The organism is Streptomyces sp. NPDC050508, assembly GCF_040655155.1.
Taxonomy (GTDB): Bacteria; Actinomycetota; Actinomycetes; order Streptomycetales; family Streptomycetaceae; genus Streptomyces.
The window spans coordinates 882,206-900,074 of the sequence record NZ_JBFAJJ010000002.1 but is presented as its reverse complement, the minus strand read 5'-3'; the positions used below and the strand labels follow the sequence as shown (position 1 = coordinate 900,074).

At 70.5% G+C, this 17,869-nt stretch carries 16 protein-coding genes and 3 pseudogenes; 7 read left to right on the top strand and 12 right to left on the bottom strand.

Going from position 1 to position 17,869, the window contains the following annotated elements:
• Positions 1 to 7: 7 nt before the first annotated feature.
• Together AB0I69_RS09460 and AB0I69_RS09455 are read left to right on the top strand one after the other, a co-directional pair.
• Positions 8 to 697, top strand: a pseudogene (locus AB0I69_RS09460) (site-specific integrase); the annotation flags it as partial.
• Between the two features lie 74 nt (positions 698 to 771).
• A complete protein-coding gene (locus tag AB0I69_RS09455; RefSeq protein WP_363094965.1) occupies positions 772 to 1,554 on the top strand; it encodes a hypothetical protein in 783 nt (260 codons plus the stop codon).
• Between the two features lie 318 nt (positions 1,555 to 1,872).
• Here AB0I69_RS09455 and AB0I69_RS09450 read toward each other — a convergent pair whose 3' ends face one another.
• Positions 1,873 to 2,331, bottom strand: a complete 459-nt coding sequence (locus AB0I69_RS09450; protein ID WP_363094964.1) for a hotdog domain-containing protein — start codon at positions 2,329 to 2,331, stop codon at positions 1,873 to 1,875.
• A gap of 48 nt (positions 2,332 to 2,379) precedes the next feature.
• On the opposite strand from AB0I69_RS09450, the gene AB0I69_RS09445 reads away from it, so the two are divergent.
• Together AB0I69_RS09445 and AB0I69_RS09440 are read left to right on the top strand one after the other, a co-directional pair.
• Positions 2,380 to 2,520: a hypothetical protein gene (locus AB0I69_RS09445; RefSeq protein ID WP_363094963.1), complete on the top strand. Its 141-nt coding sequence runs from the start codon at positions 2,380 to 2,382 to the stop codon at positions 2,518 to 2,520.
• A 205-nt stretch (positions 2,521 to 2,725) separates the two neighbouring features.
• Positions 2,726 to 2,876, top strand: a pseudogene (locus tag AB0I69_RS09440) (IS1380 family transposase); the annotation flags it as partial.
• A 234-nt stretch (positions 2,877 to 3,110) separates the two neighbouring features.
• Here the strand turns inward: AB0I69_RS09440 and AB0I69_RS09435 are convergent.
• Both AB0I69_RS09435 and AB0I69_RS09430 read right to left on the bottom strand, forming a co-directional pair.
• A pseudogene (locus tag AB0I69_RS09435) lies at positions 3,111 to 3,975 on the bottom strand (aminoglycoside phosphotransferase family protein).
• A gap of 539 nt (positions 3,976 to 4,514) precedes the next feature.
• Positions 4,515 to 4,640: a hypothetical protein gene (locus tag AB0I69_RS09430; RefSeq protein WP_363094962.1), complete on the bottom strand. Its 126-nt coding sequence runs from the start codon at positions 4,638 to 4,640 to the stop codon at positions 4,515 to 4,517.
• A gap of 122 nt (positions 4,641 to 4,762) precedes the next feature.
• Between AB0I69_RS09430 and AB0I69_RS09425 the strand changes: the two genes are divergently transcribed.
• Positions 4,763 to 4,975 (top strand): hypothetical protein, encoded by a 213-nt coding sequence (locus tag AB0I69_RS09425; protein WP_363094960.1) that lies wholly within the window; start codon positions 4,763 to 4,765, stop codon positions 4,973 to 4,975.
• Between the two features lie 64 nt (positions 4,976 to 5,039).
• Here the strand turns inward: AB0I69_RS09425 and AB0I69_RS09420 are convergent, their stop codons facing one another.
• Positions 5,040 to 5,486 carry a Scr1 family TA system antitoxin-like transcriptional regulator gene (locus AB0I69_RS09420; protein WP_363094959.1) on the bottom strand — a complete coding sequence of 149 codons (447 nt, stop codon included), beginning with the start codon at positions 5,484 to 5,486 and terminating at the stop codon, positions 5,040 to 5,042.
• An 811-nt stretch (positions 5,487 to 6,297) separates the two neighbouring features.
• On the opposite strand from AB0I69_RS09420, the gene AB0I69_RS09415 reads away from it, so the two are divergent.
• Positions 6,298 to 6,444, top strand: a complete 147-nt coding sequence (locus tag AB0I69_RS09415) for a hypothetical protein (RefSeq protein ID WP_363094957.1) — start codon at positions 6,298 to 6,300, stop codon at positions 6,442 to 6,444.
• 274 nt (positions 6,445 to 6,718) lie between these two features.
• Here the strand turns inward: AB0I69_RS09415 and AB0I69_RS09410 are convergent, their stop codons facing one another.
• The 7 genes from AB0I69_RS09410 to AB0I69_RS09380 form a co-directional block, all read right to left on the bottom strand.
• Complete coding sequence (locus tag AB0I69_RS09410; RefSeq protein WP_363094956.1) at positions 6,719 to 7,000, bottom strand: ferredoxin; 282 nt, start codon at positions 6,998 to 7,000, stop codon at positions 6,719 to 6,721.
• Positions 6,997 to 8,319, bottom strand: coding sequence for an NADH-ubiquinone oxidoreductase-F iron-sulfur binding region domain-containing protein (locus tag AB0I69_RS09405; RefSeq protein WP_363094955.1), 1,323 nt, complete (start codon positions 8,317 to 8,319; stop codon positions 6,997 to 6,999). Before AB0I69_RS09405 ends, AB0I69_RS09410 begins: the two co-directional genes overlap by 4 nt.
• The gene (locus AB0I69_RS09400) at positions 8,316 to 9,107 is read right to left on the bottom strand and encodes a ferric reductase-like transmembrane domain-containing protein (protein WP_363094954.1); all 792 of its coding nucleotides are present in this window, start codon (positions 9,105 to 9,107) and stop codon (positions 8,316 to 8,318) included. The genes AB0I69_RS09405 and AB0I69_RS09400 overlap by 4 nt, the downstream gene beginning before the upstream one ends.
• Entirely contained in the window at positions 9,104 to 10,342 is a 1,239-nt protein-coding gene (locus AB0I69_RS09395) for an FAD:protein FMN transferase (RefSeq protein WP_363094953.1), read from the bottom strand. The genes AB0I69_RS09400 and AB0I69_RS09395 overlap by 4 nt, the downstream gene beginning before the upstream one ends.
• Positions 10,339 to 10,638 (bottom strand): hypothetical protein, encoded by a 300-nt coding sequence (locus AB0I69_RS09390; RefSeq protein WP_363094952.1) that lies wholly within the window; start codon positions 10,636 to 10,638, stop codon positions 10,339 to 10,341. The genes AB0I69_RS09395 and AB0I69_RS09390 overlap by 4 nt, the downstream gene beginning before the upstream one ends.
• Positions 10,639 to 10,729: 91 nt before the next feature.
• Positions 10,730 to 12,133, bottom strand: a complete 1,404-nt coding sequence (locus tag AB0I69_RS09385) for an ATP-binding protein (RefSeq protein ID WP_363094950.1) — start codon at positions 12,131 to 12,133, stop codon at positions 10,730 to 10,732.
• Positions 12,130 to 12,816, bottom strand: a complete 687-nt coding sequence (locus AB0I69_RS09380; RefSeq protein ID WP_363094949.1) for a response regulator transcription factor — start codon at positions 12,814 to 12,816, stop codon at positions 12,130 to 12,132. Before AB0I69_RS09380 ends, AB0I69_RS09385 begins: the two co-directional genes overlap by 4 nt.
• Before the next feature lie 176 nt (positions 12,817 to 12,992).
• Between AB0I69_RS09380 and AB0I69_RS09375 the strand changes: the two genes are divergently transcribed.
• On the top strand, positions 12,993 to 15,317 hold the full coding sequence (locus AB0I69_RS09375; RefSeq protein ID WP_363094948.1) for a heavy metal translocating P-type ATPase: 2,325 nt from the start codon (positions 12,993 to 12,995) through the stop codon (positions 15,315 to 15,317).
• A gap of 257 nt (positions 15,318 to 15,574) precedes the next feature.
• On the opposite strand, the gene AB0I69_RS09370 is transcribed toward AB0I69_RS09375, so the two are convergent.
• On the bottom strand, positions 15,575 to 17,440 hold the full coding sequence (locus AB0I69_RS09370) for a phosphatidylglycerol lysyltransferase domain-containing protein (RefSeq protein ID WP_363094947.1): 1,866 nt from the start codon (positions 17,438 to 17,440) through the stop codon (positions 15,575 to 15,577).
• Between the last annotated feature and the right edge of the window lie 429 nt (positions 17,441 to 17,869).

Below are 17,869 nucleotides of genomic sequence, written 5' to 3'. Positions count from 1 at the left end.
TTTGCCGGAGTCCGCCAAGCGCCCAAAGCCCCTCCTGTGGACCGATGAACGTGTCCGGCTGTGGCGAGAGACGCGTCAGATCCCCGGCCCTGTCATGGTGCGTGAACGCCACAGCAGTTCGGCGCCTCCCTCGACGCAGCCGAGGGCGACCGCCTGTACGCGATCCTCCACCTCATGGGCACCCGTGGCCTCCGGCGCGGCGAGGCGGTCGGCCAGGACTGGCGCGAGATCGACCTCGACGCCGGCCTCATCACGCCCGCCAAGGAGATCGTGGGGACGGCTGGGACCCCTACCTACGAGCCGGAGCCCAAGACGGACGGCAGCGCGAACACGATCACGCTCGACAGCACGACCATCTCCGAACTGCGCGACCACAAAGCCCGCCAGCAGAAGAAGCGCGCGCAGTGGGGCGAAGCCTGGCAGGACACCGGCAAGGTCTTCACGAAGGAAGACGGCTCCTGGCTCCATCCCGGGACGGTCTCCGAGCCCTTCCGCCGCATCCTCGCGACGCTCACGCACGGAGGAGGCGGCGACTTCCACACGGTGAAGGAGACGCTGCGGCACTCCACCATCACACTGACCTCGGACACGTACACGAGCCTGCTCCCTGAACTGGACCGCGAGATCGCCGAGAAGGCGGTGAAACTGATCTCCCCGGTCTCGTCCGGCAGCCACCGATTCGTCCGCCTCAGAGTGATCAAGAACGTGGGATCGTCGACCTGTTCCGTGGTCAGCCGTCGATCAGCCAGTTCGTGAATGTCGAAGGACTAAATGTTGGCGTTTGAGCCGCTCGACTTCAGCAGAGTTGAATTCATGACGGGTATCTCTGAGAGTGTGGCGCAACTTAATGACCCACCTTTCGGCGGCCCGTATATCTATACCAGAGACATTGGGCTGAATCTCACGACTCGGGTGATCGGTGGCATGGCTGCCAGTGCCTGGTTTCCCACGACGACGGAACGTTGGCGTAGCTCGGATGGATCGGGCCGCCTCGTACGTACAGAATATCCTCCCGAGTTTGTCTCCACTGGCGCAGCGGGGATGTGGGGTGAAGCCGATGCGGTGCTCCACGATGCACAAGTAACAGATCGCCCGGTTCGAGCCGGACAGTACAGCACGCTCAAGGACGTATGGGAAGGCGTCATGCCTTTGTCTCACAATCCTGAGAGCCTTTCACGGCAGCTGATGTCTGTGAGTGACGGAAGCGCGCAGGGACTGCTTGGGGCGGTGAAGGAAATCTATTACGATCTGGGCGTTGTGGAGGCGTCACTGCGTGCCGCGATTCTGCGTGTGCTGGCAGGAGTGGAGGGCCTGACCATTGCAGGAACAACCTCGGACAAATCCGGCCGTGAGGTTTTCGGCATTTCCGCACAGGCAGACGGCCAGGGGGTCCAGTTCACCCTTCTTTTGGATCCGGCGACCGGGGAAATGAATGGACACCAAGAAGTCCTGGTAAAGCGTGCCGAGAAACTTGACCTGGAGCCCCCCGGGCTTCTCTCCTACGGCGAGCGGCAGGTATGGGGAAGAATCGGGGATACTGGATCGTGCCCTTGAGCAGTGGTCGTCGCCGAGCAGGACACCTTCCTGGACTTCATCCTGTCGGCGATCCGCAGGGCCAGGGCCACGTCCGCGAACACGTCTGGAGGCTGGCTGGGCAAGCCACACCGGACGTCCAAAAAGTCGCAGTTCAACACCCGTTGGCCGAAATTGGAAGTTTGAGGAAGCATTCCGTTGAACGGTTACGGCGACCGTGGAACGAACGGAAACCCTGAGACCTGTAAGACGCACGAACCGCCGGGTGATGGTGAGCGTCCACCCGGAGGCTCGTGAAATCCGGCGAGCCCACCGGTTCGAGGGCTTGAAAGCAGGATCTCAGGCTTCAGGGCCCTGGATTCGATCGAACCCCGCTCGATGGTCCTCAGACCACCCGGTGGGGCGCATCGTCTCCCCGCTTACATTCACGATGGTCCGCGTCCCATGTGCATACGTGGTGCTGCCATCACGACTACACACGCGGAAGCAGGTCGTTGCCGATGTGCGGCCTACCCGCTCGGTCCAGAGGTGGACGGCGATTTCCCCGTTGCCGGTCACAGGGAGGTCGAACACGATGCCGACCGCCTTCACGACGTAATGGGTCGGCTTGGCCTCTTCGGATGCACCGAAGCCCAGACTGAACGCGTACGTGTTCCAAGCACGTTCGACCATCACGGTGTAACGACTGTTGTGCAGCATCCCGTATGGGTCGAGGTCGTCGAAATAAACGTCCAGAGGAATCAAGACGCCGTAGTCGACCGACTCGGACACGAGAAGAGATGCAGTCCCGTCAACCATCAAGCGTCCCCTTTACGTTGCTTGTTCGGTTTTAGCACGCTGGCACCAATGATCACCGACGTCCCCGTAGGTCTGCTGCCTCGACCGCCCGGTGCCTGTCACGGCCTGTGCCGACTGCTCGCTGCGCGCCAGCGCCTCCACGGAGTGGCCTCGTCGCAGCAATTCGGCATCGTGGCCCGGCCGATGTAGCCAGATCCGCCCGTCAGGAAAATCCTCATGCCAACCGTCGCTGTTGATCAGGTGTGACTCCACCGTGCGGCCTGATCGCCGGTTCTGTCCAAGACCTGTTTCGTGTTCTGTGATGCCCGCGGGGCATTACGCGTCGCCGACGGTCCTTCTCCCTGCCACGCGTAATGCCCCGTGGGCTTCACAGGGGTCGTAAAGGGTCTTGGACAGGGCGACCTGCTTCGCCACCAACACCACGAACACCCCGATTGCCACGCTGGAACTGCGTCACCGCCGGCGTACCCAAGCCGAAGACCGCATCCACGCCGCCCGCGCCACCGGGCCTCCGCAACCGCCCTCTCCACGTCATGGCGCAGAACAGCCCGGCAACGCCGTGAGAGGTGGTCGCATACCCGTCTCACTCAACTTCGTCGAAGACCTCGCCGACGTCACCCGCGGTCTGTACACAGACACCGAGGACCGGCTCCTGTTGGCGCCGGCGCCATGGTTCAGCACGGCAGCGAGGCCGACGCGCATGGGGTTGCAACGGCGACAGCCTCGTCGCTTGGTTCCTTGCTGCTTTCACGTGACCATCGGCGATTTCTAGGCGATCTCTAAAGGCCGCCCACTCGCTTGTTCATCGTGTCGAGCGTCGGCCAAGGAGGACCGTCGTGCAGTGCGCGCAGGAGTTCCTCTCCGAATCGCCTCCCGTTCGGAAACTGGTCGCCAAGCTAGCTCCCAACGCCACGCGGCGACCATCGCGAGGACAAGCTGTCGGCAATCGTGCAGCAACCCTTGTTCGACGTTCGGGTAGTGCTCGCAGACCGCCTCGGGAACATGGGCGAGGTCGAACTCGACAGGTCCGCGGCAGCACGCCTCAAGGTCGATGGACAACGGGCCGTTCTTCGTGCTGAGCACATTGCCCGGATGCGGCTCGCCGTGAAGCAGCTGCTCCACGGCGCTGCGGTCGTCGATCGCCCGTCGCAGGCCAGCCAGCCTGCCGCTGAGGAAAGCGCGGTCCGCGTCGGCGAGCCCCGGCGAGCGATCCGCGTCGGCGACAACTTCTTCCGCCTCCGTGATCCGGTCCGTAAACCTCGGGCTCGGCACATCGACCTTGCGCATGCCGGCGTGCAACTGTTCCAGCGCCTTGGCGTGGTCGACTGGTGAGGTGTGAGGTGTCACGGACTCGTAGTAGGTCCACAGCGTCACTGCGAAGCCATCGCGCGTGTACACACGCGGGTCCGCCCGAGGCTCCAAGGGACACACCGGGCATCCGACCTCGGCGAGCCGCTGAGCGAGCTCGACTTCGAACTGTGCAACCTCTCGTCCCACAGGGGCGACCCGGGCAAGGACGCCGCATGGCGTCAGCCGCAGTGCCAGCTTGTTCGAGTTGTGGAGAACAATCGCGTCGTCGGCCGGCAGGTCGAGCGATGCAGCGACCGAAGTCGCAGCCGCGATCGCACGCGTGACGTCGGTCATCGCCACCGTCGAATCTTGACATGGATGAGCGAGGGCGGTGCCAAGCAGCGTGACTCGGCACAACCCGCTCCGACTCTCACCGGATGGCACGGGCCAACTGTCATTGCCAATGGCCGGCTGTCGCTGCGAGTCACAAGGTGGTGCGACCAGCAGCAACAGTCGGCCAGCCCGGACCCGGTGTTCCCATCCGTTCACTCATCCCTTGCTGAGGCGTCCGGTATCGCTCTTGCCCCTCCGTCCCCCAGGACAGGCTGCGCTGCAGCGATGAACTTCCGTTCGGCTTCAGTCAGTTCAGTGAGGCGCCTCGCCAGCCCCCTGCCGGAAGTCCTGGCGAGCTGACGCGTCGGCATTGATCAAGGACGGTTGTACGTACTCCCACTGCCGTCCAAAGATCCGTGTGAGGTCTCTCGCGGCGTCCGCGACGCCGGCCGGCCTTCCAGAGCGACGGTCATGCCGACGGGCCGCAGCCCCTGAACAGCATGCGGGATGCCTCCACCGCAGCCCGAACGGAGGCTTCCGCACCTGGCCCGGCCAGAAGCTCACGCTCCCTGCGAAGCGAGGGCGACCATGAAGATCTCCAGCATCGCCAAGTCCATCGCGGCCGACCTCGCCGCAGGCGCCACCGCCGTACAGGACGGATCGCTCAGCACCGGGGAGGGCGTCACTATCGTGCTCGCCGTCCTCGGCGCCTGGGCATCACCTACGCCGTACCCAACAAGGCGCCTACCACGGACGCGAGCCACCGCTGAGCACCCCCGACTCGGGCGTCTACATCAGCAACGGCCAGATGCACCAGGAGGTGAGATCCCTGAGCGATGACGTGACCCGGGTGGAGACCAAACTCGACATCATCGGCCAGACCCTCTCCGACGTCGGCAAGGACGTCGCCGGCCACGAGTCCCGCATCCGCGCCCTCGAACACACCAGCTGGCGAGCGGCCGGCGGCGCGGCCGTCCTCGGTGCGGGCGCCGGGATCGTCACCCAGTTCCTCATGCGCTGAACATCGAACGCCCTCAACCACGGTCATCGCGGCCGTGGTTGAGGGCGCTTCGTCATGTCCGGGATCAGTGCAGGTATTCGATCGCCTTCAGGATCAGGGCGCGCGCTTCGGCGCCGTGCACCGCAAGGTCTGCGAGTCGCGCGAACGCCCGGAGGTAGATGTCGAGTTCGCCAGGGGCTGTGACCGTCACCTTCGCGGCGAGCAACTCCACGTGGATGCGCACATCGTCGAACACCGTGAACTGCTCCAGAGGCCACATGATCTGTTCCCGGGGCGCTGCCGCCGGGATGATCCCGAGCGACATGGACGGGAGCACCATCGCGGCGAGGAGGCTGCCCAACTGGCCGGCCATCACGTCCGTGTCGCCGACCCGGTGCCGGAGGACGTTCTCCTCAATGAGCGTCGCGAACCGGTGATCGCCTTCGTGGATCACCCGAGCGCGGCGCATACGGACCTCGACCGCCTCGCTCACAGCATCCGGGGTGCCGCGGAAGCCCGCGATCGTGCCCATGAGCGCCGTCGCGTAGCCAGGCGTCTGGAGGTAGCCGGCATGACATGGGAGGCGGAGCTTCCTAGCGCCGGGAGACATGAGAAACCCCGGCGGCCGTGTCGACGGCCCCGGGCGTGGCCAACCTGAGAAAGCAGGTCGACATGGCCGAACCTACGCAGACCGCGGGCACCGCGAACACCCCCGCCGCTGTCGGGTGGTGTGCCTGGCATCAGAACTACGCACGGGGCGTGCGCCTCATCCAGGTGATCGAGCAGAGCAGTGGACCGGGAACGATGGGGAACCACTTCGCCTGCCACCCATGCCGCCAGGCCTACGACCGCGTGCCGCTCGCCGATCAGGCCCTACCGGCCTCCACATCATGACCGGACCTGCACCCGCACCGACCCCGATGGACGAGGCGCTCAACGCCCTCTTCGACCACTCGGTCGCCCGCCCCGGCTGCAAGGTCGACGTGGACAGTCCGGAGCCACCGCCCAAGTGCCCAAGTGCCCGGAGGCGGAGGCCCTGTACCGGCCTGGTTCGTCGTCTGGCGCAAGGAGGTCCGGCGGTGAAGATCTGCGTGAGCTGCGACAAGCCGATGCGGGACGAAGACGCGAGAGACGTGCCCAAGATGTCGCCCTCGGGCGCGGGCACGACACTCTTCATCCACATCCACACGGCTCCGTGCAAGCCAGTGCCGACCCAGACCGCGCCCGGGCGACGCTACTGACCCCCGCCCGTCCCGTACCCCGTGAGCACTTGGCGTCGGGCGGGACCAGGCCCTGTCTCATGAGGTTGGCTCACCCCTTTTCGCCCCTGTTCTCCTGGGCCCATGGCCAACACACGCAGCGCGCGAGTCGCGCAATGGTGGACATCACTGGATCCGTCGGCGAGGCAGACGCTTCTCGACCTGAACCTGCAAGAGGGCGACACCCTGCCTGAGGAGTTCGTGCCGGGGCTTCGGGACCACGCCATCTGAGCGTCGGCTGAACTAACGATCACCGAAGCCCCGAAAACAGCTGCGGTCCCAGCTCGAAGTGCCTCTGAGCCGGGACCGATTGCGTAGGCCCTGTGGGACTCGAACCCACAACCAATGGATTAACAGTCCTGGCGCGATCTTGTCGGGTGGTTCCGGACGCTGACTCGGTGTCCGGAACCACCAGGTCAGGGCAGGTACTGCTCCGCGCCCGGTCCACACCGCGGGGGCCTCTGCCGCGTCGTCCACTCACGCAAGGCGAGTCGCCGAGCAGCGGCTACGTACGTCCGCGGGTGCCCGTAGTGGGGCTCAGGGGCCGATCGGGCGGAGGTGCGGGCAAGCGGTTCAGGCGGAGCGCCATCACCGGGCACGCGGCGACCGCGCGTCGGGCGTGGGAGAGCAGCTCGGGCGGGACCGTGGAGCCATGGAGCACGGGGTACCCCCATTCGTCCAGGCCGACCAGCTCGGGCAGCAGTTCGGCGCAGAGGCCGTGCCCGTCGCAGGCGGCGAAATCGACGGCCAGTACGTGGGCCTGGACTTCGGCTCGGGCGCGGGTCATCGCCATTCCTCCTCCTTGGGGGGCCGGGCTGCGGGCACGGGCAGGACGAGGGGGGCGTACGCGGCGCGGCACGGTCCGGCGTGTACGTGCCGGCGGACGTCGTCGGCGAAGACCCGCAGCGCCGAGGCGGCCAGCCGTGCTCCGCCGTCGGGATGGCTGCACGCGCCGCGTCCCGGGAGCAGTCCGAGGCGGTGGTGCAGCCGGTCGATCCGCTGGGCATCGGCAGCGCCCCGGGCGAGCGCGGCGAAGTCCTCGGCGACGGCCGGCAGCCCGAAACGGCACGGCCCGCACTGCCGGGCGCTCTGCGCGGCGAGGTACTCCAGCGCGGCTGCCGTCTCGGCGAGACCGCAGGTGTCTTCGGGCAGCGCCACCAGAACGCCCGCGCCTCGTTCCGGGGCCACAGTGCTCAGCGGCACCGGCAGCCAGCTGCCGAAGAAGCCTCCCGCGAGTACGGCACCGAGCCGCCCCAGCGGGCCACCGGCCCGGCCCAGCGCCGTGGGCACCGGACTGCCCGCCGGGATCTCGTACACCCCCGGGTACCGGACGGCGCCCGAGACCGTGACCAGCGTGGTGCCCGGTGCCCGGGGACTGCCGCTCTCGCGGAACCAGGCGGAGCCGTAGCGGGCGATCAGCGCGAGGCGGGCCAGGGTCTCCACATTGCCGATCAGGGTGGGCCGTTTGCCGACGCCCTTCTCGAAGGGGCGGGGTGGGGTGGCCAAAGGGCGGGCGTCGCCGCCGTTCAGCCAGCTCACCAGGGACGTCTCCTCGCTGGAGACGAAGTGGTGGGGCAGCGTGTGGACCTTCACCGGTACCGGATCGAGCCGGGCGCGGCGCCGCTCGGCGACCGCCGCGGTGAGCTGGTCCGCCTGCGTCGCCCGGGTGCGGGGCACGCACAGGTGCACCACGTCGGCGCCGACCGCGACGGCGGCCAGTACCGCACCGTCCAGGACGAGGTGCGGGGCGAGGGAGAGCAGCACCTCGTCCTTGTGGCTGGCCGGCTCGCTCTCCATGCCGTTGGCGACCACTACGGCGGGCCCCTTCGCCCCGGCCACGGAGCGGAGCTTGCGGCCGGTGGGAAAGCCCCCGCCGCCCCGGCCGGTGAGCCCGGCCTCCTCCACGGCGCGTACCAGCGGCATGGCGGCCCCGCGACTGCGCGCCGAGGACAGCGGGAGCGGGCCGTACCGGCCGAGGTGTTCCGTCAGGTCGGCGGTCCGGCCGGTGTCGTACCAGCCGTGGAGCAGTCGTTCGCCGTAGGGCCCGCAGGGGGCCGCCGCATGTTCTCCGGCGAGTACGGACCCGGTCCCGGTGTCGGAGTTCATTCGGCGTCGTCTCCCTCGTGCTCGGCTTGCTGGTCGGACTGCTGCTGTGGAGTCGGCGACTGGTGGGGGACCACCGGGGCGGTGGACGACGCCGGGGCCTGTGCCGTGCCGCCCGCGCGCTGCGCCCAGCCGGGCCGCAACGGGCCGACGGCCAGGAACGCGACCAGTGCCACGGGCACCAGAACCAGGGCCGCCGTCGCCCACCGGCGTACCCGGGCCGCCTGCGCCCCGGCCCTGACCAGCCGCCACCACACGGCGGCCACGACGGTCAGCAGACAGCCCGCGTACAGCACCAGTTGCGGGCCCAGGCGGGTGTCCGTACCGGTGCCTGCCGCGTGGAAGAGCGCCACCGGCCATGACGCGTACGCCAGCCAGTGCACCGCCTTCCACCGGCGCAGGCCCAGGCGTCCACGGACCGCGCTGGTCACCGCGACCGCCACCAGGAGATCCAGAGCGACCGCGCCCAGGCCGACCCACAGCGGACGGTACGAGGCCATGAAGGGCACGAACGCCGTCGGCCAGGTGAGGTGGGCGTAGCTGTCGGCGATGGCGGTGACGATGTGCATCGCCAGGAAGGCCAGGGTGAGCAGCGACAGGTTGCGGTGCAGCGCGGACACCTCGAACCGGCCCAGGCGCACCGGCGCGTACCGTCCCGCCGTCGCGATACCGAGCGCGACCGTCGCGGTCAGCAGGACCAGCGATACGGTGCCGCCGGCTCGGGTGGCGTACCAGAGCGGGCTGGGGCCGGAGGTTCCCGCGGCGAACAGGACGGCGCCGGTGCCGGTCATCGGTCGCCTCCGTCGGCGGGCCAGGCTCCGAGGCACAGCACGCTGCCGTCGACGCGGACCAGACGGGCGGCCAGACCGGTGCCGCGCAGCCAGTCGGGGGCGCGTTCGCCGAGGACCAGGGCGGCGGTGGTCGCGGTGTTGGCGTCCACGCAGCTGCCCGCGGCGACACTGACCGTGCGCCAGACGGCCGGTGGGACGTCGCCGGTGGCCGGGTCGACGATGTGGTGGAGCGTCCGGCCGCCGCGCCGCCAGGTCCGTACGGTGGTGCCGGATGTGGCGAGGCCACCGTCGCGGATCGAGACGACAGGGTGTCGGGGGGCGGCGTTCGGGGCCGCGCGGTTGTCGGTGATCGTGGGCTGCGGGCCGGTGTGCAGGACTGTGTGGCGATCGGCGGTCGCGGCCTGCGGACCGGCGTTCGGGGCTGTGTGGTCGTCCGTGATCCCAGCCCGTCCGCTGCCTTCCCGGGCCGCGTGGACGTCCGCGATCCCGGCCCGCCAACCGCCCTCCGGGCCTGCGTGGTTGTCGGCAATGGCGACGCGCCAGCCGCCGGCCGGCGGTTCGCCCGCCGCCGACAGGTCGCCGCCGAGGTTGACCAGGACTCCGCAGCCCACCGCTGCGGCGGCCCGGCGGGCCGCACGGTCCGCGGCCAGGGCCTTGGCCGTGGCGCCGAGGTCGAGCGTCGTGCCGGCAGGAAGGCGCAGCAGCCGCAGGGCCGGGTCCCAACGGACGGACCGCCAGCCCGCGGCGGGCCGCGGCGCAGTCGCCGGCTCGGTGTTCTCGGGCCGCCGCGCGGCGACCTCGGCGAAGGTGCGGTCGTAGCCGAGTGCCACGACCGCCGGGCCCACCGTGGGATCGACGGCTCCGTCGGTGAGTTCGGCGGCGCGCAGGGCCACCTCCACGGCCTCGGCGAGCAGGGCGCTCACCGGTACGGGCCCGATGCCCGCGGCCGCGTTGACGCGGGACAGCTCCGAGTCGGAACGGAACCGGCTGCACGCCGCGTCGATGGCGGCCAGCTCGGCCCGCAGGATCAGCAGCGCGTCGTCGGCGCGGGCCTGGTCGGCGGTGAGCAGTACGGCGGTGGTGCCCAGCGCGGGGAAGACCGCGGTCGCGGGCGCGACGACAGCCGAAGTGGCGACGGCGGGAATAGCCGCGACCGTACGAACGGTCGCCGCCGGGCGCGCGGCTCCCGCACCGCCTCCGACTCGGCTGCGTGCGCCCGCCGATGTGGCGCTCACGACGCACCCGACTGGGTCTGCGGCGCCTGCCCGGTCGGCGCGGGCGCCTGTCCGGCGGGCTGGAGGCCGCCGCTCGTGCCCGTGCTGGTACCGGTGCCGTGCTGGGCGGACCCGGTCGGCAGGGCGATGCCGGGGAGCGCGTGCGCGTACCCGGCACCCAGTACGGCGGTGCCCGCGACGGCTGCGGCGGCCACCCAACGGCTCGTCACGCTCACGCGACGCAGTCCTCGTTCGCGGCGCCGGACGGCATCGTGCACGGATCGGTCGGCGGCTGCGGGCTGCTCGGGAAGAGGCATGGATGAACTCCTCACCAGGAGATCGGTTGTCCCACTACCCAGGCTGCCCGGCGGCCCGTCGGGAACCGGTTCAGGAGTTCTTCAGAAGCGGTTAAGATCCCGCCCGCAGGCCACGCGACGGCCCCTGGGACGGTGGCGAGGGAAGTTCCAGCGCGACGGTCAGCCCTCCGCCGGCCGTGTCCTCAAGCCGTACGGTGCCGCCGTTCGCGGTGACCAACCGGTGCACGATGGCCAGTCCCAGACCGCTGCCTGACGCGTCCGGGTTGCCGAACCTCCGGAAGGCCGCCTCGCGGGCCGCCGCGGTCATCCCCGGGCCGTCGTCCACCACCGTCAGCAGCACCCCTTCACGCGTCGCCCTCCCCTCGACGCGGACAGTCGCGCCCTCACCCACCGCGTCCAGGGCGTTGGCCACCAGGTTGTCGATCACCTGCTCCAGATCTCCCGCGCCCAGGTACGCCGTCACCCCGGTGCCGCAGTGGCCGACGAGCGGCACCCGCCGCTCCCGTGCCACCGGCTCCCAAGCGGTGACCCGCTCGTCCACCACGTGGTCCACCCGGACCGGAACCGGTCTGGGCACCGCGGTCTCCGCGCGGGCCACCGCGAGCAGCCCGTCCACCAGCCGGGACAGCCGGGCGATCTCCTCCTGCGCCCCGGCGAACTCCGCCGCCGTGGCCTCGTCGGCGCCCGCCGCCAGCAGGTCGAGCCGCAGCCGCAGCGCGGTGAGCGGCGTGCGCAGCTGGTGCGACACGTCGGCGACGACCGCCCGGTGCCCGTGGATCAGGGCCTCCATGCGTGCCGCCATGGTGTTGAAGGTCGAGGCGAGCCTGCGTACCTCCACCGGACCGTGCCCGCCCGGCGCCCGTACGTCCAGCGCGCCCTCGCCGAGCCGCAGCGCGGCGGCGTCCACGGCCCGCAGCGGGCGTCCGACCCAGCGGGCCAGCGCCACCGACAACAGCCCGCCCGCCACCAGAACACCGGCGCCGATCAGCGCCAGCCGCCCCCACATCGCGCTGATCCGGTCGTTCGTGGCCTCCGCCGACCGGGACAGCACCGCCACCCCGACCGGACGTGCGGTGTCGCCGATGGGCACGGCGACGACCAGCCGGTCGTCCCGCTCACGGGTGGCCGTCTCCGGGTGGGCGAGCACCTGGTGCGCCAGGTCGCCCCAGGCGTCGGCGGCCTCGTCGTCCTCGTCGCCTTCGCCGGTTCGTCCGGGGCACTCGGTGGCCGCCACGACCTGCCCCGCCGCGTCGAAGACCGCGGCGCAGTCCCCCGCCCGCTCGGCCTGTTCCAGGAGCTGTCGCATGGAGGCGGAGGAGCGGTGGTCCGACAGGTGTTCCTCGGCCGCGGCGGCGATCGTCCGGTCCACCGCCTCGGTCGTGTCCCGGAAAGAGGTGCGTTCACGCTGCGACAGGGACAGCCCGAGCGGCACCACCGCCAGCACCAGCAGCATGACGATCAGCGCGATGAAGGCCAGTGCGATACGCCGGGTCATCGCGCACCGGCGGCAGGGTCCTGGCCGGGATCGGGTGCGCCGAGGCGGAACCCACGGCCGTACACGGTCTCCACCAGTCCGGGTACGCCGAGCTTGCGGCGCAGCGCCGCGATGTGCACGTCCAGCACCTTGGTGGGGCCGTACCAGTGCGCGTCCCAGGCGCGTTCCAGGACCTCCTGGCGGGTGACCACCCGCCCCGGGTCGGCGGCCAGACACTCCAGGATGTCGAACTCCTTCGGTGTGAGCACGACTTCACGCCCGCCGACGGTCACTTTGCGGGTCCGCAGGTCCACCGCGAGGGGTCCGTGCCGCAGCAGTTCGGAGTCGGACGGCTGGACGCGGCGCAGCACGGCCCGGATCCGCGCCAGCAGCTCCGCCAGGCCGAACGGTTTGACCAGGTAGTCGTCGGCGCCCTCGTCCAGGGCCGCGACCCGATCGGCTTCCTCTCCGCGCGCGGTCACCACGATGATCGCGGCGCCGGAGCGGCTCCGCATCCGACGGCAGACCTCGACGCCGTCCAAGTCGGGCAGGCCGAGGTCGAGCAGCACCACATCGGGGTCCGGGACCGCCGCCAGCGCTTCCCTCCCGGTGCCGACACTGCGTGCCCGGTACCCGGCCCGCTCCAGGCCCAGCACCAGGGAAGCGGCGATCCCCGGGTCGTCCTCGACCACCAGCACAAGCACACCGACATCCTACGATTCCGCCACCCGCGCCCGGATTGGCCGACAGGCCCATGGTTGTGGACCGTTCGGCCCTGCCGGCCGGCGCGGTGCGCACGGTTGCATGAAGACCCGGGACACTGCCGCACCCGGCGGAGTGACGTGCCCGGGGAAGTCGGAGGGCCACTGTCGTGTCGCACATGGGAGACACCGGGGACCGGCAGGAACCGAAGGCCCGGAGTGTCCGCGGACTGCTCGAACCGACGCTGCTGGTCGCTACGGCGGCCGCCCTGCTGAGCGGTGGAATCGCCTGGGCAGTCGGTAGCCCGGGCATCGCCGACGCCTGCTGGGCGGCCGGCACCGTACTGGCCGTCGTGCCCGCCCTGGCCTGGGTCCTGGCCGCGCTGCGGAAAGGACGGGCCGGCGTCGACCTGATCGCGGTGCTGGCGCTGGTCGGGACGCTCGCGGTGGGCGAGTACCTGGCGGGTGCGCTGATCGCCTTGATGCTGGCGACCGGCCGGGCCCTGGACGCCGCCGCCGAGAGCCGGGCCTCCCACGACCTGCGGGCCCTGCTGGAGCACGCCCCCCGCTCGGCCCGCCGCCGGACCGGCCGCGAGGTGGCCGTGATCCCGCTCGCCGAGGTCGTCGTCGGCGATGTGCTCGTGGTCGGCCCGGGAGACGTGGTCCCCGTCGACGGCAGCGTCCTGGCCGGTACGGCGGAACTCGACGAGTCCGTGCTGACCGGCGAGTCCGCCCAGGTCGAGCGCGGCACCGGCGAGCCCGTACGCAGCGGTGTCGTGAACGCGGGCGGTGTCTTCGAACTCCGGGCCACCGCCACCGCGCAGGACAGTACGTACGCGGAGATCGTGCGACTGGCCCGGCACGCGGGCGCGGAGCGGGCACCCACCGTGCGGTTGGCGGAGCGTTACGCGGCCTGGTTCCTGCCGCTGTCGATGGGGTTGGCCGCTCTCGCCTGGCTGGTGAGCGGATCCGCCGTACGGGCGGTCGCCGTCCTCGTCGTGGCAACCCCCTGCCCGCTGCTGCTCGCGGCGCCGGTCGCCGTCGTCTCCGGGCTGTCGCGGGCGGCCCGCCGCGGTGTCATCGTCCGGGACGGCGGGGCACTGGAGAGCCTGGGCCGGGCCCGCACCCTGGTGATCGACAAGACCGGCACCCTGACCGTCGGCCGACCGCGTGTCCTGGCGGTCGCCGCCGCCCCCGAACGGTCGCCGTCCGAGGTGCTGCGGCTGGCCGCATCGCTCGACCAGGTATCCGCGCATGTGCTGGCCGAGGCGATCGTCCGCGAGGCACGTGTCCGGGGCCTGGCGCTGTCCATGCCCGCCGAAGTCACGGAGAAACCCGGGCGCGGGGCCGCCGGCACCGTGGACGGCCTCCGCCTCGGCGTCGGCAGGTCCGATCTCCCTCAGGCGGCCCTCCCCGACTGGGCACGTGCCGTGGACAACCGTGCCGTCCTCGACGGCGCCACCATCGCCTGGCTCACCGTCGACGACGCGCTCGCCGGTGCGGTCCTGCTCCAGGACCCGCTGCGCCACGACGCCCCACGCACGGTGCGCCGGCTTCGCTCGGCGGGGCTGACCCGGCTGCTGATGCTCACCGGTGACCGCGCCGAACCCGCCCGCGAAGTGGGAGCCGTCCTGGGCCTCGACGACGTCCGGGCCGGTCAGCTCCCCGCCGACAAGGTCGCGGCGGTACAGGAGGAACGCGCACGGGCCGTCACCGTCATGGTCGGCGACGGCGTCAACGACGCACCCGCCCTGGCCGCCGCCGACATCGGCGTGGCCATGGGCGCCCGCGGCTCCACCGCGACCTCCGAAGCCGCGGACATCGTCCTCACGACCGACCGGGTGGACCGCCTCGCCGACGCCATGGAGATCGCCGTGCGGGCCCGCCGGATCGCGGTCCAGAGTGCCGCGGGCGGGATGGCGATGTCACTGATCGCCATGATCGCGGCCCTCCTCGGCTGGCTGCCCCCTGCCGTCGGAGCCCTTCTCCAGGAAGCCATCGACATCGCGGTCATCCTCAACGCCCTGCGCGCGCTGCTGCCGCCTCGTGGCGCCCGCACCGCTCTCGAACCGGACGCTGAGGCCCTCATCCACCGCTTCGCGGCCGAACACGACGACCTCAGGGACGCCTTGGACGCCATCCGTGAAGCCGCCGGCCTGCTCTCCGCGCAGGACGGTCCGCGGTCGCTGGCCGCCGTACGCCGCGTCGACCACCTGCTCACCACCCGGCTGCTCCCCCACGAATACGCGGAGGAGCACCAGCTCTACCCGGCCATGAACAGACAGCTCGGGGGCCCGGAGACCACCGAGACCATGAGCCGGGCCCACACCGAGATCACCCGCCTGGCCCGCCGCATCACCACCCACCTCCGCATGGCGGACGAGACGGGCGCGCTGAAGCCGGAACAACTCGACGACTTGCGCGCCTGCCTGTACGGACTCCACTCCGTCCTCCGCCTGCACTTCAGCCAGGAGGAGGAAAGCTACTTCTCACTCGCTCCCTGAGCCGGGCCACCGAAAGCCCACATGAGTCTCGCTGTCGTCAACGGAACGAGGCCGAGGTCGGGCCCCGAATCCTCCGGACCGGCAGTGGTACTGCCGTCGAGTTGAACCCGCTCGATGTGAACGCTCCGTCGCAGGGTTCGGTACGACATCGTCTCGACCTTCTGTACGACGTCGTCTCGACCACCGGCGGGAACACGGCTCGCCGCGGTGGCGACGGCGGGATCCGGTCCGGCACGGACCTGCCCGCCGCGCGCCGGTCAATCGGGCGACGGCGTGTTCGTCGGCAAAGGACCGCTTCCCAGCGGCGGTTGGGCGCTCTCGCCGGATGCACGCGGCCGCCGCCGGCGGCGGCCGAGCTTCGGCAGGGCGGGCAGGGCGAGGAAGCCCTCGGCGCGGGCGGCGGCGAACACGATGCGGGGCACTTCGCCACTCGTCTCGAACAGGAGATAGCGCGGCTCCCACACGGGCCGGTACTTGGCGTTGGCCCGGTAGAGCGATTCCAGCTGCCACCAACGGGACAGGAAGGTCAGCACGGAACACCACAGACGCAGCACGGGACCGGCACCCAGCCGGGAGCCGCGCTCGAAGACCGCCCGGAACATGGCGAAGTTCAGCGACACCCGCTCCACGCCGAACTCCTGCGCGCGCAGGAGCAGTTCGATGACCATGAACTCGATCAGGCCGTTCTCGGAACTGCGGTCCCGGCGCATCAGATCCAGCGACAGCCCCTTCTCGCCCCACGGTACGAAGCTGAGGATCGCCCGCGGTCGTGCCGCGCTGTCGTGGCACTCCAGCATGACGCAACGGCCGTCCAGCGGATCACCGAGCCGCCCCAGGGCCATCGAGAAGCCGCGCTCCGTCTCCCCGTCCCGCCAGTGGTCCGCCCTGTCGACCAAGGTGGCCATGTCGGACTCCGGGATGTCCTCGTGGCGGCGGACACGCACGGTGTACCCGGCCCGGCGGACGCGGTTGTGTGCCTGGCGCACGCCACGCATCGCGCGCCCCTCCAGGGTGAAGTCGACACGGTCCACGATGGCTTCGTCGCCCAGTTCCAGGGCGTCCAGACCGTGCCGGGCATAGATCGTGCCCGCTTCCTCGCTCGCGCCCATCACGGCCGGCGTCCACGCGTGCCGGCGCGCCTCACGCAGCCACACCTCGATCGCGCCGGGCCACGCCTCGGGGTCGCCTATGGGGTCGCCGGAGGCCAGGGCCACGCCGCCCACGATCCGGTAGGTGATCGCCGCCTTCCCGGTCGGGGACCAGATGACGGCCTTGTCGCGGCGCAGCGCGAAGTAGCCGAGCGAGTCCCGCTCACCGTGCCGGGCCAGCAGTGCGCGCAGCCGCTTCTCGTCGTCCTCGCCCAGAAGTTCACGGCCTCGCGGGGCACGGAAGCAGGCGTAGAGCACGAGAAGGAAGGTGACGGCCGCCAGGACGTTGATCAGAGCGTCCGCCCAGCGGGGCGCCACCACGGAGTCGAGGTGGTCGGCGAGCGGGCCGACACTGACACTCCGCAGCAGGGTGTAGGCGATCCGGTCGCCCAGCGGTGCGCCGGAGACCCGGTTGGTGACGCTCACGAGCACGGTGCCCAGAGTGCCGCTCACCACCACCCCGCCGACCGCCACGGCCAGCGCGAGGCGGGGGTTGGAACGGTCCCCGACAGCCTGGAACTCCTCGCGCGCGAGCAGCAGCGCGACCACGAAGAGGCCGGTGAACAGGGCCGACAACCAGTTGAGGCCGTGCCGTTGGTACTGGGCCTGGGTCAACGCCAGGACGTAGAGCGCGAAGAGCGGGCCGGCCAGCAGCATGTTGAACATCCACGCGGCGCGCTTGCGGCGCCGCATCACCACGGCCAGGAACATCGCCAACGCCGCCGAGACCAGACCCGCGGTGGCGAGATAGGGAGTGAAGAAACCACCTGCGTTGTGCTCACGCACCTCCTCCCGGAACGGCAGCGAGACCACCGCCACCAGGTTCAGCAGCGCGACCATCCGCAGGTACCAGACCGTGGCCCCGGCCGCCCGCGACCGCAGCCGTACCCGAAGCCCGGGCCGACCGGCCGGGCCGGCAAGCCGCTCCCCGCCGTTTCGCCCCTGGGACACCGGTCCCGATCGCTGTACAGCCATGGCAGTGAACCCCTTTGACGAAACGCCGGGGTGCTGCGGCGACACGACGCGCTCCGCGTGCCGCACGGTGTGCTTCCCGCGCCCCGCGCAGTGGCCCCACTTCCACACGACCTGGCACACGGTTATCGTGCGCGCTCAGCCCGCGCGACGACAGAGGCCGACCGGCCCATCGCTTCACCGGCCGCCGGTGTGCGGATGATGGCTCGAAAACAAGGAAGCGCCCGAGTCGACCGAAGCCGACCCGGGCGCCGCACAGCAGGTCAGAGGCCATAACCCCCGCCCACCACCGGTAGACCCTGTGGGACTCGAACCCACAACCAATGGATTGAAAGTCCTGGCGGGATCTTGCTGGGTGGTTCCGGACGGTTCTTCGGTGTCCGGAACCACCTGGTCAGGGCATGCGCGCCGTGATGCGCGGTGCGGCTCGTG

Excerpts from the sequence above, each read along its gene's own strand:
- AB0I69_RS09415 (WP_363094957.1), top strand. The coding sequence starts at position 6,298 with ATGGCCAACACACGCAGCGCGCGAGTCGCGCAATGGTGGACATCACTG.
- AB0I69_RS09420 (WP_363094959.1), bottom strand. The coding sequence starts at position 5,486 with ATGGGCACGATCGCGGGCTTCCGCGGCACCCCGGATGCTGTGAGCGAG.
- AB0I69_RS09450 (WP_363094964.1), bottom strand. The coding sequence starts at position 2,331 with ATGGTTGACGGGACTGCATCTCTTCTCGTGTCCGAGTCGGTCGACTAC.
- AB0I69_RS09385 (WP_363094950.1), bottom strand. The coding sequence starts at position 12,133 with ATGACCCGGCGTATCGCACTGGCCTTCATCGCGCTGATCGTCATGCTG.
- AB0I69_RS09390 (WP_363094952.1), bottom strand. The coding sequence starts at position 10,638 with ATGCCTCTTCCCGAGCAGCCCGCAGCCGCCGACCGATCCGTGCACGAT.
- AB0I69_RS09425 (WP_363094960.1), top strand. The coding sequence starts at position 4,763 with ATGCACCAGGAGGTGAGATCCCTGAGCGATGACGTGACCCGGGTGGAG.
- AB0I69_RS09445 (WP_363094963.1), top strand. The coding sequence starts at position 2,380 with ATGATCACCGACGTCCCCGTAGGTCTGCTGCCTCGACCGCCCGGTGCC.
- AB0I69_RS09370 (WP_363094947.1), bottom strand. The coding sequence starts at position 17,440 with ATGGCTGTACAGCGATCGGGACCGGTGTCCCAGGGGCGAAACGGCGGG.
- AB0I69_RS09405 (WP_363094955.1), bottom strand. The coding sequence starts at position 8,319 with ATGAACTCCGACACCGGGACCGGGTCCGTACTCGCCGGAGAACATGCG.
- AB0I69_RS09410 (WP_363094956.1), bottom strand. The coding sequence starts at position 7,000 with ATGACCCGCGCCCGAGCCGAAGTCCAGGCCCACGTACTGGCCGTCGAT.
- AB0I69_RS09400 (WP_363094954.1), bottom strand. The coding sequence starts at position 9,107 with ATGACCGGCACCGGCGCCGTCCTGTTCGCCGCGGGAACCTCCGGCCCC.
- AB0I69_RS09455 (WP_363094965.1), top strand. The coding sequence starts at position 772 with ATGTTGGCGTTTGAGCCGCTCGACTTCAGCAGAGTTGAATTCATGACG.
- AB0I69_RS09375 (WP_363094948.1), top strand. The coding sequence starts at position 12,993 with ATGGGAGACACCGGGGACCGGCAGGAACCGAAGGCCCGGAGTGTCCGC.